The 13,092-nt window shown below is 72.4% G+C and carries 14 protein-coding genes and 1 pseudogene; 9 read left to right on the top strand and 6 right to left on the bottom strand.

The genetic code is table 11. The features are described from left to right. Both melC1 and melC2 read left to right on the top strand, forming a co-directional pair. Positions 1-337, top strand: a 337-nt coding sequence (melC1, locus tag ACWEN3_RS26680; protein ID WP_452975792.1) for an apotyrosinase chaperone MelC1, incomplete at its 5' end; no start/stop codon positions are given. 34 nt (positions 338-371) lie between these two features. Then, entirely contained in the window at positions 372-1,193 is an 822-nt protein-coding gene (gene melC2, locus ACWEN3_RS26685; protein WP_452975794.1) for a tyrosinase MelC2, read from the top strand. Here melC2 and ACWEN3_RS26690 read toward each other — a convergent pair whose 3' ends face one another. Next, positions 1,194-1,889, bottom strand: a complete 696-nt coding sequence (locus ACWEN3_RS26690; protein WP_452975796.1) for a ribonuclease H family protein — start codon at positions 1,887-1,889, stop codon at positions 1,194-1,196. Between the two features lie 33 nt (positions 1,890-1,922). Further along, the gene (locus ACWEN3_RS26695; RefSeq protein WP_452975798.1) at positions 1,923-2,717 is read right to left on the bottom strand and encodes a VOC family protein; all 795 of its coding nucleotides are present in this window, start codon (positions 2,715-2,717) and stop codon (positions 1,923-1,925) included. Between the two features lie 147 nt (positions 2,718-2,864). On the opposite strand from ACWEN3_RS26695, the gene ACWEN3_RS26700 reads away from it, so the two are divergent. The 5 genes from ACWEN3_RS26700 to ACWEN3_RS26720 all read left to right on the top strand — a co-directional run bounded on the left by ACWEN3_RS26700 (position 2,865) and on the right by ACWEN3_RS26720 (position 8,486). Next, positions 2,865-3,872 carry a zinc-binding alcohol dehydrogenase family protein gene (locus ACWEN3_RS26700; protein ID WP_452975818.1) on the top strand — a complete coding sequence of 336 codons (1,008 nt, stop codon included), beginning with the start codon at positions 2,865-2,867 and terminating at the stop codon, positions 3,870-3,872. A 227-nt stretch (positions 3,873-4,099) separates the two neighbouring features. Beyond that, the gene (locus tag ACWEN3_RS26705) at positions 4,100-5,542 is read left to right on the top strand and encodes a family 2B encapsulin nanocompartment shell protein (RefSeq protein ID WP_452975800.1); all 1,443 of its coding nucleotides are present in this window, start codon (positions 4,100-4,102) and stop codon (positions 5,540-5,542) included. A gap of 16 nt (positions 5,543-5,558) precedes the next feature. After that, positions 5,559-6,608, top strand: coding sequence for a family 2 encapsulin nanocompartment cargo protein terpene cyclase (locus tag ACWEN3_RS26710; RefSeq protein ID WP_452975802.1), 1,050 nt, complete (start codon positions 5,559-5,561; stop codon positions 6,606-6,608). A 45-nt stretch (positions 6,609-6,653) separates the two neighbouring features. After that, on the top strand, positions 6,654-7,532 hold the full coding sequence (locus ACWEN3_RS26715) for a geranyl diphosphate 2-C-methyltransferase (RefSeq protein ID WP_452975804.1): 879 nt from the start codon (positions 6,654-6,656) through the stop codon (positions 7,530-7,532). A 54-nt stretch (positions 7,533-7,586) separates the two neighbouring features. Continuing rightward, positions 7,587-8,486, top strand: coding sequence for an aminoglycoside phosphotransferase family protein (locus ACWEN3_RS26720; RefSeq protein ID WP_452975806.1), 900 nt, complete (start codon positions 7,587-7,589; stop codon positions 8,484-8,486). Positions 8,487-8,499: 13 nt separating this feature from the next. Here ACWEN3_RS26720 and ACWEN3_RS26725 read toward each other — a convergent pair whose 3' ends face one another. Further along, positions 8,500-8,982, bottom strand: coding sequence for a VOC family protein (locus tag ACWEN3_RS26725; RefSeq protein ID WP_452975808.1), 483 nt, complete (start codon positions 8,980-8,982; stop codon positions 8,500-8,502). A 122-nt stretch (positions 8,983-9,104) separates the two neighbouring features. Between ACWEN3_RS26725 and ACWEN3_RS26730 the strand changes: the two genes are divergently transcribed. Then, entirely contained in the window at positions 9,105-10,301 is a 1,197-nt protein-coding gene (locus ACWEN3_RS26730; protein WP_452975810.1) for an epoxide hydrolase family protein, read from the top strand. 13 nt (positions 10,302-10,314) lie between these two features. On the opposite strand, the gene ACWEN3_RS26735 is transcribed toward ACWEN3_RS26730, so the two are convergent. After that, positions 10,315-10,701 (bottom strand): helix-turn-helix domain-containing protein, encoded by a 387-nt coding sequence (locus ACWEN3_RS26735; RefSeq protein WP_452975812.1) that lies wholly within the window; start codon positions 10,699-10,701, stop codon positions 10,315-10,317. Positions 10,702-10,976: 275 nt separating this feature from the next. Here ACWEN3_RS26735 and ACWEN3_RS26740 point away from each other — a divergent pair, with 275 nt between their 5' ends. Further along, complete coding sequence (locus tag ACWEN3_RS26740) at positions 10,977-11,864, top strand: RNA polymerase sigma factor SigF (RefSeq protein ID WP_452975814.1); 888 nt, start codon at positions 10,977-10,979, stop codon at positions 11,862-11,864. Between the two features lie 47 nt (positions 11,865-11,911). On the opposite strand, the gene ACWEN3_RS26745 is transcribed toward ACWEN3_RS26740, so the two are convergent. After that, positions 11,912-12,364, bottom strand: a complete 453-nt coding sequence (locus ACWEN3_RS26745; protein WP_452975816.1) for an ATP-binding protein — start codon at positions 12,362-12,364, stop codon at positions 11,912-11,914. Between the two features lie 143 nt (positions 12,365-12,507). Further along, a pseudogene (locus ACWEN3_RS26750) lies at positions 12,508-13,092 on the bottom strand (hypothetical protein); the annotation flags it as partial.

The following is a 13,092-nucleotide window of genomic DNA, read 5'->3' on the forward strand; positions in this document are numbered from 1 at the left end:
GGCCGCCCTCGCCGCGACGGCCTCGGCCGCCACGCTCGTCGCCCCCGGCGCCTCGGCCGCCGGCCACGAGCACCCCATGCAGGACACCTTCGACGAGGTCTACAAGGGCCGCCGGATACAGGGCCGTCCGTCGGCGGGAGGCGGCCACCACCACGAACACGGCGGCGGTTACGCGGTGTTCGTGGACGGCATGCAGCTGCACGTGATGCGGAACGCCGACGGCAGCTGGATCAGCGTCGTCAGCCACTACGACCCGGTGCCCACCCCGCGCGCCGCCGCCCGTGCCGCGGTGGACGAGCTGCAGGGCGCCCCGCTGCTGCCGTTCCCCGCCAACTGACCGCCCCGCAAAGGACTCCCGGAGTACCGCGCACATGACCGTACGCAAGAACCAGGCCGCCCTGACCGCCGACGAGAAGCGGCGGTTCGTCGCCGCCGTCCTGGAGCTCAAGCGCAGCGGACGCTACGACGACTTCGTCCGCACGCACAACATGTTCATCATGTCCGACACGGACACCGGCGAGCGGACCGGCCACCGCTCCCCGTCCTTCCTGCCCTGGCACCGCAGATTCCTGCTCGACTTCGAGCAGGCGCTCCAGTCCGTGGACTCCTCGGTCGCGCTGCCCTACTGGGACTGGAGCAGCGACCGCACGGTGCGTGCCTCGCTGTGGGCGCCGGACTTCCTCGGCGGCACCGGCCGTGCCTCGGACGGCCGGGTGATGGACGGCCCGTTCGCCGCGTCCGGCGGCAACTGGCCGGTCTCGGTGCGGGTGGACGGCCGTACGTTCCTGCGCCGTTCGCTGGGCACGGGGGTGAGCGAGCTGCCCACGCGCGCGGAGGTGGAGTCGGTGCTGTCCATACCGACGTACGACATGGCGCCGTACAACAGCGCCTCGGACGGCTTCCGCAACAACCTGGAGGGCTGGCGCGGGGTCAACCTGCACAACCGGGTGCACGTCTGGGTCGGCGGCCAGATGGCCACCGGGGTGTCCCCCAACGACCCGGTGTTCTGGCTGCACCACGCCTACATCGACAAGCTGTGGGCCGAGTGGCAGCGCCGGCACCCGGGCACGGGGTACGTGCCGACGGGCGACACACCGGACGTGGTGGACCTGGACGAGACGATGAAGCCGTGGAACGACGTGCGCCCGGCGGACCTGCTGGACCACACGAAGTTCTACACGTTCGACGCCTGATCAGGCGTCCGCGGTGCGGCACTCCGGGTGGCCCCAGCCCTGCGCGTTCTTGGCGATGGACTCGCCGGCCGCGTAGGAGCGGCCGCACAGGCAGCGGCCGGGGAACTTCGCCTTGATGGTGCGGGAGGACGCTCCGCCGCCGGCGCGGCGGGGCGCCTTGCCGCGCGGGGCGGCCGCCCTCGGGGTGTCGGGGGAAGCCGGCGGCTGCGGTGAGCCGAGCGCGCTGCCCGCCGCCTCCTGCACCGAGGCCGCCTGGCTGGCCGCGCGGTCGGCGAAGTCGTTCAGCGGGTCGCCGTCGACCTGGTGGGCGGGCACGTAGCGGAACTCCACCGAGCGGCCGTCGAGGAGCGCGTCGATGCGGACCACCAGGTCCTGGTTGGCGACCGGCTTGCCGGCGGACGTCTTCCAGCCGTTGCGCTTCCAGCCCGGCAGCCAGGTGGTGACGGCCTTCATCGCGTACTGGGAGTCCATGCGGATCTCCAGCGGGACGTCCGGGTCGACGGCCGTCAGCAGCCGCTCGAGCGCCGTCAGTTCGGCGACGTTGTTGGTGGCCCGGCCGAGCGGGCCCGCCTCCCAGCGGGCGGGGGTCCGCTCGTCGTCGTCCGAGACCACCCACGCCCATCCGGCCGGTCCGGGGTTCCCCTTCGAAGCCCCGTCGCACGCGGCCACCACTCGTTCACGCATGCGCACGATCATCCCATGGCGCGGAAGGGTGCCGGGACCGGGCGGTCAGGCGTCCTTGATCTGCGGCATCTCGCCCTCGGTGGTCATGATGTCGATCACCGAGAAGTTCGCGCCCTGCGGGTCGCTCAGGGCCGCGAACCGGCCGAAGGGACTGGTCATCGGCCCGAAGCGCAGGATCCCGCCGAGCTTGACGGCCCGGGAGACGGCCTCGTCGCAGTCGTCGACCGCGAAGTAGACGTTGATGTACGAGGGCACCTCGGGCGGGAAGTCGTCGGTCATCCGCATCCGGCCGAGGACGGTCTCCTCGCCGACGTCGAACATCCGGAAGTCCACCGCGTCGTCCACGATGTCCTTCATCCGGTACGGGAAGACGGCGGAGAAGAAGGCGTCCGCCTTCTCGGGCTCACGGGTGAAGACCTCGGCCCAGCAGTAGGCGCCCGGGGACGCCGTCTCCTCGAAGCCCTCGTGGGTGCCCGCCTGCCACACCCCGAACACGGCGCCGCTGGGCTCACGGGCCAGGCACATGGTGCCGAAGTCGGCGACCTGCATCGGCTCCATCAGCACCTCGCCGCCGTTCTGCCGGACCTTCTCGGCGGTCGCGGCGGCGTCCGGCGAGGCGAAGTACAGGCACCACTGGGACTGCCCCTCCTGGCCGGGCATGGGCGGCACGACGGCGGCCACGGCCCTGCCGTCCACATAGGCCTGCGTGTAGTTGCCGTACTCCGACGACGACTCGCCGAAGGTCCAGCCGAGGACGTCGCCGTAGAACTTCTTGGCGCCCTCGACGTCACTGAACATCGCATCGGCCCAACAGGGCGTTCCTTCGGGTTGCACGGCCATGCTGGCGGCCCTCCTGGAGTTGTGCTGTCCCCCGATTGCTCACGCTAGCCACCCGGCCGTCGGCCCGCGCGCCGAACGGACGTGCTGCCGGACACTGGGAGTGGGGACCGCTGCCTCGGAAGGACGGACGCGATGACGGCGTCGACGATGCGGGCGTGGTCGGTGGTGCGGCCCGGACCCGTCGAGGGGGATCCGCTCCGGCTCGTGGAGTGGCCGGTGCCGCTGCCCGGCGCGGACGAGCTGCTGGTGCGGGTGCTGGCCTGCGGGGTGTGCCGGACCGATCTGCACGTCACCGAGGGTGACCTGCCGGTGCACCGAGCGGGAGTGGCGCCGGGGCACGAGGTCGTCGGCGTGGTGGCCCGGACCGGGTCCGGGGTCGGGGACTTCGCCGTGGGCGACCGGGTGGGCGTGGCCTGGCTGCGCCGGACCGACGGGGTGTGCGCCTACTGCGCCCGGGGCGCCGAGAACCTGTGCCCGCGCTCGGAGTACACCGGCTGGGACGCCGACGGCGGCTACGCCGACTACACCACCGTCCCGGCCGAGTACGCCTACCGGCTGCCCGGCGCGCTGGAGGACATGGCGACGGCGCCGCTGCTGTGCGCCGGGATCATCGGGTTCCGCGCGCTGCGGCGGACCGGGCTGCCGCCGGGCGGGCGGCTCGGGCTCTACGGGTTCGGGGGCAGCGCGCACCTGTGCGCGCAGGTGGCGCTCGCGGAGGGGGCCACCGTGCACGTGGTGACCCGGGACGCGGCCGCCCGGCGGCTGGCCCTGGGGCTGGGCGCGGCCTCCGCGCGGGACCTGCACCAGCCGCCGCCGGAGCCGCTGGACGCCGCGATCCTGTTCGCCCCGGTGGGCGCGCTGGTCCCGGTCGCGCTGCGCGCCCTCGACCGGGGCGGGGTGCTGGCGCTGGCGGGCATCCACCTGAGCGACGTACCCCCGCTGCACTACGAGACCGAGCTGTTCTACGAGAAGGAGCTGCGCAGCGTCACCGCCAACACCCGCGCGGACGGCCGGGAGTTCCTCGCGCTGGCCGCCCGGTACGGGGTCCGGGCCACCATCCACTCCTACCCTCTGGCCGAGGCGCCCGAGGCGCTGCGGGATCTGAAGGCGGGCCGCTTCGACGGGGCGGCCGTGCTGGTCGCCGACGGTCCCTGACGCCGGTCACACGGCTCACGGAAGCGGTCGACCGGCGCGGGAGCGCGCGGCCGGCCGCTTCCGCCCCCGACGGCAGGTTTACAAAACCCGGGGCGCTGATCCGCCCCGTTCACGCCGTACCGGCGCCCCCACCAGGCCTGTTTGGGTGGATCACAGCGCACCGCCATCACGCTCACCACTGACCGATCCGTTCACCACGGTTCGTTCACCGCTCCGCTGGAGGGAACGTGTCCACACCGGACAGCGCCACCGCTTCCGCCGTCGACGAACCCGCCCCCGGCCCCGATGCCGACGGGCAGCTCACCAGCCTCGGCACCCGGGCGGCACGCCAGCTCGCCACGACCACCAAGTCCGAACCGCAGATGCAGGCCATCACCTCGCGATGGCTGCTGAAGACCCTGCCGTGGGTGGACGTCAAGGGCGGCACCTACCGGGTCAACCGCCGGCTGCAGCTGCGCACCGGCCGGGGCCGGGTGCACTTCGAGCACAACGGCGCCGACGACATCCGGGTCATCCCCGAGACGCTGACCGAGCTGCCGATCCTGCGCGGCTATCCCGACACGGACGTGCTGCGCGAGATCGCCGGCCGCTTCCAGCCCCGGGAGGTCCGCGCCGGGCAGGTGCTGTTCGAGGCCGGCCAGCCCGTGACGGAGGCGTACCTGGTCGTGCACGGCCGGTTCACCCGCTACACCACCGGCAAGTACGGCGACGAGGAGATCATCGGGGTCGTCACCGACGGCGACCAGATGGGCGACGAGGCCGTCGGCCAGTCCGACCCGCTGTGGCTGACCTCGGTACGGGCCGAGACCCCGGGCGTGGTGCTGGCGCTGCCCTGGGCGGTCGTCGAGGGGATCACCGAGCGGGCGCCGTCCCTCGCCGAGCATCTGCGGGCGTACGTCGAGCGGCAGCGCAGGCCGATGAACCGCAAGGGCGAGGCCGAGGTGCCGGTGCAGGCCGGCCATGTGGGCGAGCCGACGCTGCCCGGCGGCTTCGTGGACTACGAACTCGCGCCCCGCGAATACGAGTTGTCCCTCACCCAGACCGTGCTGCGGGTCCACACCAGGGTCGCCGATCTCTACAACCACCCCATGGACCAGACCGCCCAGCAGCTGCGGCTGACCGTCGAGGAGATCCGCGAGCGCCAGGAGTGGGAGCTGGTCAACAACCGCGAGTTCGGCCTGCTGCACAACGTCGACCACGGCCAGCGGATCAGCACCTTCACCGGCCCGCCCACCCCGGACGACATGGACGAGCTGCTGTCGATGCGCCGCAAGACGAAGGTGTACCTCGCCCATCCGAAGGCGATCGCCGCGTTCTTCCGGCAGTGCAACCGGCGCGGACTGGTCCCCGGCACCGCGAACGTCGACGGCCACGAGGTGCCGGCCTGGCGCGGTGTGCCGATCTACCCCTGCAGCAAGATCCCGATCAGCGACGACCACACCACCAGCATCATCGCGCTGCGCACCGGCGAGGCCGACCAGGGAGTCGTCGGCCTCTACCAGACCGGCATCCCGGAGGAGTACCAGCCGGGCCTGAACGTCCGGTTCATGGGCATCGACTCCGCCGCGATCGTCAACTACCTCGTGACCGCCTACTACTCGCTGGCCATCCTCGTGCCGGACGCGGCCGGGATCCTGGAGAACGTCCAGATCGGCCGGTTCCCCGAATGACGGCCTGGAGCACCCCATGACCACATCCACCACCGCCGGCTCACTGCCCGGACCCCCCAACCTCGCCCGGAGCCTGCGGGCCCGGCGCACCGGGGCGATCCCGGGGCTGCTGTACCGGCCCGCGGTGCCCGCCGACCCGGAGAAGGTGCGGGAGGTCGACCACCGCCTGGAGGCCTGGGCCCGCGACAACGACCTGTTCCCGGCGGCCTGGCGCGGGGACTTCGCCGGCTTCCAGTTCGGCCGGGCCGTCGTGCTGCAGCATCCGGGCGCAGCCGACCTGGAGCGGCTCACCGCCGCCGGCGAGCTGCTGCTCGCCGAGAACATCGTCGACAGCTGCTACTGCGAGGAGGACGAGGGTCGCGGAGGAGCGCGCCGCGGGCTCGGCGGACGGCTGGTCATGGCCCAGTCGGCGCTCGATCCGTACCACGGCGTCCCCGAGCTGGAGGAGGAGTGGCGGCAGGGGGTGCGGGCCGACGGCCCGCTGCGCTCCTACCACTTCGCCCTGCGGGACTTCGCCGGCCTCGCCACGCCCAGCCAGACGGACCGGTTCGTGCACGACATCGCCCGGCTGCACCTCGGGTACCTGGCCGAGGCCGCCTGGGCGGAGACCCGGTACGTGCCACGGGTCTGGGAGTACCTGGTGATGCGGCAGTTCAACAACTTCCGTCCCTGCCTGTCCATCGTGGACGCCGTGGACGGCTACGAACTGCCCGAGCAGCTCTACGCCCGCCCCGAGATCCAGCGGATCACCGCCCTCGCCTGCAACGCCACCACGATCGTCAACGACCTGTACTCCTTCACCAAGGAACTGGCCGGCGACCCGACCCACCTCAATCTGCCGCAGGTGGTAGCCGCCAACGAGCGGTGCGGGCTGAAGGCCGCCTATCTGAGGTCCGTCGAGATCCACAACCGGATCATGACGGCCTTCGAGGAGGAGTCGGCCCTGCTGTCCGCCGGCTCATCCCTCGTGGAGCGCTACGCCCAGGGGCTCGCCGCGTGGGTGTCCGGCAACCACGAGTGGCACTCCACCAACACCCACCGCTACCACCTGCCCGACTACTGGTAACCGCAACTCGCGAGACACGGTCACACGCACCACGAGGAGCCATTCTTGACCACCGCGCCCGTCGCCCGCACCACGCCCCTTCCGGTCCCGGCCCAGTCCCACTACCAGAGCCGCGTCGCGGACTACTGGAACGCCGAGGAGAACCCGGTCAACCTCGAACTCGGCCGGATCGACGACCTGTACCACCACCACTACGGCATCGGAGCGGCCGACCGGTCGGTGCTCGACGAGCCCGATCCGGACCTGCGCCGGGAGCGGATCACCGCCGAACTGCACCGCCTGGAGCACGCCCAGGCCGAGCTGCTCGCCTCGCGTCTCGGGCCGCTCTCCCCCACCGACCGCGTCTTCGACGCCGGCTGCGGCCGGGGCGGCGGCAGCGTCGTGGCGAATCTGCGCTACGGCTGCCACGCAGACGGTGTCACCATCTCGGCGAAGCAGGCGGACTTCGCCAACGAGCAGGCCCGCGCGCGGGGCGTCGACGACAAGGTGCGCTACCACCACCGCAACATGCTCGACACCGGCTTCGGGTCCGGCGGGTACGCGGCGTCCTGGAACAACGAGTCCACCATGTACGTCGAACTGGACCTGCTGTTCGCCGAGCACTCCCGGCTGCTGCGCCGCGGCGGGCGCTACGTGGTCGTCACCGGCTGCTACAACGACACCTACGGGCAGGCGTCGCGCGAGGTGTCCCTGATCAACGCCCACTACATCTGCGACATCCACCCGCGCTCGGAGTACTTCAGGGCGATGGCCCGCAACCGGCTGGTGCCGGTGCACGTCGAGGACCTGACCGAGGCCACGATCCCCTACTGGGACCTGCGCCGGGAGGCCGACCACCTGGTCACCGGCATCGAGGACACGTTCCTGTCCGCCTACCGCAACGGCAGCTTCCAGTACCTGCTCATCGTCGCCGACCGGGTCTGAGCCGCGGCGAAAATCCGTCGACAGCGAGGGCGTCGGGGCGCTGGGATGACCCCGATGAGTGCCGTGAACACGCAGAGAATGCACGCGGACGAGGTCCACCTCGACGCCCCGCTGGTCCAACGTCTGATAGCCCGCCGGTTCCCCGAGTGGGCCGCGCTGCCCGTACGCCGGCTCGCGTCCTCCGGCACCGAGAACGCCATGTTCCGGCTGGGCGCCGAGCTGGTGGCCCGGCTTCCCCGGCGGCCGGGCGCCGTACCGGACCTGATCCACGAGCAGCGGTGGCTGCCCCGGCTCGGGCCGCTGCTGCCGGTGGCCGTGCCCGAGCCGGTGGGCATGGGTGAACCGGACGAGGGCTGGCCGTGGCCGTGGTCCGTCTACCGCTGGCTGGAGGGGGACAATCCGGTGGCGGGGGCCGTGGCGGAACCGGAGCGCCTTGCCGGGGAGCTCGCGGCGTTCGTGCGCGCGCTGCGCGGCGTACCCCCGCAGGACGGTCCGCCCGGCTACCGGGGCGGACCCTTGAGGGACCGGGACGAGTCGACCCGCGCGGCCATCGCCGAGCTGGCCGGGAGGGTCGACACGGCTGCGGTCACGGCGCTGTGGGAGGAGGCCCTGCGCGCGCCGGGGCACACCGGACCGCCGGTGTGGGGGCACGGCGATCTGTCCCCGGGGAACGTGCTGGTCGACGGGGGCCGGCTGAGCGCGGTCATCGACTTCGGGTGCGCGGGGGTGGGCGACCCCGCCGTGGACCTGATCGTGGCCTGGAACCTGCTGCCCGCGACCGCCCGGGGCACCTTCCGCGATGCCGTCGGCGCGGACGACGCCCAGTGGGCGCGGGGGCGCGGCTGGGCGCTGTCGGTCTCGCTGATCCAGCTGCCGTACTACTGGGACACCAACCCGGCCCTCGCGGAGAACTCCCGGCATGTGATCGCCGAGATCCTCGCGGAGGCCGGGTGAGCACGCGGGCGGCCTACTCCCCCTCGTACGCCCGGTCCAGCGCGGCCACGTCCAGCTTGCCCATGCCCAGCATGGCCTTGGTGGCACGGGCGACCCGGGCCGGGTCGGGGTCGTGGATCATCTCGGACAGCCGGTCGTAGACGACCTGCCAGGAGACGCCGAACCTGTCCTTGAGCCAGCCGCAGGGGCCGCCCTCGCCGCCGTTCTCGGTGAGCCTGGTCCAGTAGTGGTCGATCTCCTCCTGGTCGGCGCAGGGGATCTGGAACGAGATGGCCTCGTTGAACTTGAACTCGGGGCCGCCGTTGAGCGCGACGAACCGCTGGCCGTCGGCCGTGAACTCGACCGTCAGCACGGCGCCGGCCGGGCCGGGCCCGGCGTCGGTGTAGCGGCTGACCCGGCCGAGGCTGGAGTTCTTGAAGACGGAGACGTAGAACTCGGCGGCCTCCTCGGCCTGGCCGTCGAACCAGAGACACGTGCGGAATCCGTCGGTGGTCATGAGCACCTCCTGGAGCGTGGAACGCGGTCGTCTGTGTGGACCGATCCTCGGCCGGAAACTCATCGGCCGGACGGCCGGATAATCCGGACGGGTGAGCGGCGCGCCCGCCTAGCATCCGGGACATGACCTCCACGCCTGACGAGAGCATCCGCCCCTTCCGTCTGTCGGTCCCGCAGAGCGACCTGGACGACCTGCACGAACGCCTCGACCGCACCCGCTGGCCGGCCGCGCTGCCCGGCGCGGGCTGGGAGTACGGCGTCCCGGCGGGATATCTGCGGGAGCTGGCCGGGTACTGGCGGCACCGGTACGACTGGCGGGCGGCCGAGGCCGAGCTGAACCGGTGGCCGCAGTTCACCACCACCGTCGACGGGGCGAACGTGCACTTCGCCCACGTCCGCTCCCCCGAGCCGGACGCCACGCCGCTGGTGCTGACCCATGGCTGGCCGGGCTCGATCGTGGAGTTCCTGGACGTGGTCGGCCCGCTCACCGACCCGGTGGCGCACGGCGGCGAGGCGGCCGACGCCTTCCATGTCGTCGTGCCGAGCATCCCCGGCTTCGGCCTGTCCGGGCCCACCGCCGAGCCGGGCTGGGAGGCGGGCCGGATAGCCGACGCCTGGGCGGAGCTGATGCGGCGGCTCGGCTACGAGCGGTTCGGTGTGCAGGGCGGCGACTGGGGCGCGGCGATCTCCCGCGAGTTGGGCCGCGCCCACCCGGACCGGGTGATCGGCGTCCACCTCAATCTGCTGCCGGGCGCTCAGGCGCTCACCGAGCCGACCGAGCAGGAGCTGGCCGGGCTCGGTCCCGAGGAGCGCGAGCGGACCCTGCGGTCGTGGCGTGGGTGGGCGGACTGGTCCCGTGAGGGCACCGGGTACGCCGTGCTGCAGTCCACCCGGCCGCACACCCTCGGCTACGCCCTGACGGACTCGCCCGTCGGCCAGCTCGCCTGGATCGTGGAGAAGTTCCGGGAGTGGAGCGACTGCCGGGAGCTGCCGGAGGAGGCGGTGGACCGGGACCGGCTGCTGACCAACGTGATGCTGTACTGGCTGACCGGTACGGCCGCGTCGTCCGGCCGCATCTACTACGAGCGGGCGCACGCCACCGGCCGGAGTGCCCGGCCGGCCGAGCCGTCGTCGGCGCCGACCGCGCTGGCCCTGTTCCCGGCCGAGACCCAGATCGCGCTGCGGCACAAGGCGGAGCGGACGGAGCACCTGGTGCGCTGGACGGAGTTCGGCCGGGGCGGGCACTTCGCGGCCATGGAGGAGCCGGACCTGCTGGCCGGGGACGTCCGGGCGTTCTTCCGGCAGCTGCGGGAGAAGTGACCCGGCGGCCGGGTCAGGCCGCCAGGCAGAGCCCGTTGTAGGGGCGCCGTGGTGTGCCGGCGCCGCGTACGGCCGTCGTCCGCCGGGTCAGCTCGCCGTGCGCGAGGGACAGCAGATCGCCGAGTCCCAGGCCGAGGGCGCCCGCGGCGGCCGCGAGGACCTCCGAGGAGGCCTCCTTGCGGCCGCGCTCGACCTCGGACAGATAGGGCAGCGAGATCCGGGCCGCGTCGGCCACGTCCTTGAGCGTGCGCTCTTGTGCCAGCCGCTCGCGGCGCAGCACATCTCCGATCAGATCGCGCCACAGGGGCTCCCTGGGCGCGGGCTCGGGCCGGCGGTCCGGGCGGGCGGGGGCCGGTCGCAGCGGGATCACTCGGGCTTCGTTGCTCACCTGGTGGGTCACCCGGTCAGCCTAGGAGCCGCCCGGCGCGGGACAAGGGCCCGGCATTGCGCCCTGAGGGAAACCGCGGTCCGGCGCCGAGGAGGCGGTGGCGGTTTCCCGCCACTGCCGGTCGTCGGGCGCATGCACCGCGTCACCGGGGGTAGCCGCAGGGTGAGCGGCGCGGTGGGATGCATGAACCACCGTGTTCCGGGTACCCGCAGAGGACGCAACATGGCAGGGGTCGAACAAAAAGGCCGAGAGGCATACGCCGAACCGTGACTTTCGTGGGAGAGGTAATGAACACCGCCGGGATCCGGTCGCAAGCAGAGGTCGCCGAGAGGGCCGAGCAGGACAGGACGGGCGAGGGATCACTGCCTGGCATCACGGACCCCTCGTCCGTGGCTCCGCGTGACGCGCGGGCGCTGTCCCGCCAGTTCTTCCAGCGGCTGACCGAGCTGGAGGAGGGCACGCACGAGTACCAGTACGCGCGCAACACCCTCATCGAGATGAACATGTCACTCGTACGGTTCGCGGCCGGCCGGTTCCGGGGCCGCGGCGACGACATGGAGGACATCGTCCAGACCGGCATGATCGGCCTGATCAAGGCCATCGACCGGTTCGAGCTGTCGCGCGAGGTCGAGTTCACCTCCTTCGCGCTGCCGTACATCGTGGGTGAGATCAAGCGGTTCTTCCGCGACACCACCTGGGCGGTGCACGTCCCGCGTCGGCTCCAGGAGCTGCGGGTGGAGCTGGCCAAGGCGCGCGAGGAGCTGTCCAGCCGGCTCGACCGGGACCCGACGCTCGCCGAACTGGCCACCCTGATGAACATCCCCGAGAACCAGGTGGTCGAGGCCCAGCTCGCCTCCAACGGTTACAACTCCGCCTCCCTGGACGCCGCGCTCACCGGTGACGGTCCGGAGGACGGCGAGGCGGTGCTCGCCGACTTCATCGGTGTGGAGGAGGAGGGGCTGCGGCTCGTCGAGGACTTCCACGCGCTGGCCCCGCTCATGGCGGAACTGAGCGACCGCGACCGGCAGATCATCCACCTGAGGTTCGTCGAGGAGGCCACCCAGGCGGAGATCGGGGAACAGCTCGGCTGCTCCCAGATGCACGTCTCGCGGCTGATCAAGCGGATCATCGCGCGGCTGCGCCAGGGGATGCTCGGCGAACTCGGCTGCGCCTGAGCCCGGGGCGTCTCGGTGCCGGGGAGTTCGGGCCCGGCACCGGGCGTTCAGCGCTGGAGTACGAAACGCGCCCGCACGCGCTTGCCGACGGGGACCCGCTCCACGGTGACCTCGGCGGCCAGCGCGTGCACGATCTCCAGACCGTGCCGCCCGACGCGCTGCGGATCCTTCGGGAAGCGGCGGGGCAGGGCGGCGCTGCTGTCGTAGACGGACACGGTGACGGCGGAGTCCGTGCCCTCGAGTTCCAGGATGTACGGGCCGTCGCTGTGCCGGTCGGCGTTGGTGACCAGCTCGCTGACGAGCAGCAGCAGCTCCCCGTCGGCGCGGCGGTCGGCGGCGGCGCACCATTCGGTCCGCAACTGCTCCAGGAACTGGCCCGCGAAGGCCCGCGCCTCCGCGATGCATCCGGGTTCGCCGGTGTAATGCGCCGCACGTCGCAGCGGCTCAACGGGTACGTCGAAACCAGTCGGAATCACTGCCCCGCCCAGGTGCTCGGTCATGCTGTCTCTCTCGGAAGCCCGGATGCCCGGTCCGGTCGGTCGTGTGTGCACGAGTCCTCGTACCCACAGGCGCGCCCGGCAGTCCCCCTGTTCGCCGAGCGCGCACAGTGGCGATGGTCACGTCCGCCGGGGGCGGCGGTCGGTCACATCGTCGCCGAGCCGGTGAGGGGCGACTGCGGCCGGGTGGCGGTCGTCTCCGATTCGCCGGTCGTCCCGGTGCCGACCGGGCCCGAGGACGCCACCGGCTGCGAGCTCGCCGAGGGATGCGGCGCGGAGGCGGACTTCTGCGTCGACGCGGCGCCCGAGACCGGCGACGAAGCCCCGGCGGACGACGCCCCGGAGGACGACTCCTTCGACGGCGGGGACCCGGACGGCGGTGGTTTCGACCCGCCCGGCGACGGGGAGGACGGCGGCTTCGACTCCTGGCCCGACGGGGACTGCTGCCCGGAAGGCGAGGGGGGCGGGGACGCCGGGGGCGTGGCGGACGGCGACGGGCCGGTCCCGCCCGGGGCCGTCGGGGTCGGCGGCGGCAGGGTCCAGGGGTGGGGGTGCTGTGGCGGCTCGGCCTGCTGGTCCTGGTGGGCGGTGTCGGCGCCCGGACGGCGGTGGAACCAGCCGTCGTCGTGGGGGTCGGCCTCGCCGGACAGGTCTTCCTGCTGCAGCTGGCGGTCGTACTGCTGCTCGTCGCGGCCACCCTGGTGGTGCTCGTGGTACAGGCTCGAGGCGAC

The organism is Streptomyces sp. NPDC004561, assembly GCF_053602155.1.

Bases quoted from the DNA above. Each gene is read 5' to 3' on its own strand.
- ACWEN3_RS26725 (WP_452975808.1), bottom strand. From the start codon at position 8,982: ATGACCACCGACGGATTCCGCACGTGTCTCTGGTTCGACGGCCAGGCC.
- ACWEN3_RS26710 (WP_452975802.1), top strand. From the start codon at position 5,559: ATGACCACATCCACCACCGCCGGCTCACTGCCCGGACCCCCCAACCTC.
- ACWEN3_RS26720 (WP_452975806.1), top strand. From the start codon at position 7,587: ATGAGTGCCGTGAACACGCAGAGAATGCACGCGGACGAGGTCCACCTC.
- ACWEN3_RS26695 (WP_452975798.1), bottom strand. From the start codon at position 2,717: ATGGCCGTGCAACCCGAAGGAACGCCCTGTTGGGCCGATGCGATGTTC.
- melC2 (WP_452975794.1), top strand. From the start codon at position 372: ATGACCGTACGCAAGAACCAGGCCGCCCTGACCGCCGACGAGAAGCGG.
- ACWEN3_RS26690 (WP_452975796.1), bottom strand. From the start codon at position 1,889: ATGATCGTGCGCATGCGTGAACGAGTGGTGGCCGCGTGCGACGGGGCT.
- ACWEN3_RS26730 (WP_452975810.1), top strand. From the start codon at position 9,105: ATGACCTCCACGCCTGACGAGAGCATCCGCCCCTTCCGTCTGTCGGTC.
- ACWEN3_RS26700 (WP_452975818.1), top strand. From the start codon at position 2,865: ATGCGGGCGTGGTCGGTGGTGCGGCCCGGACCCGTCGAGGGGGATCCG.
- ACWEN3_RS26740 (WP_452975814.1), top strand. From the start codon at position 10,977: ATGAACACCGCCGGGATCCGGTCGCAAGCAGAGGTCGCCGAGAGGGCC.
- ACWEN3_RS26745 (WP_452975816.1), bottom strand. From the start codon at position 12,364: ATGACCGAGCACCTGGGCGGGGCAGTGATTCCGACTGGTTTCGACGTA.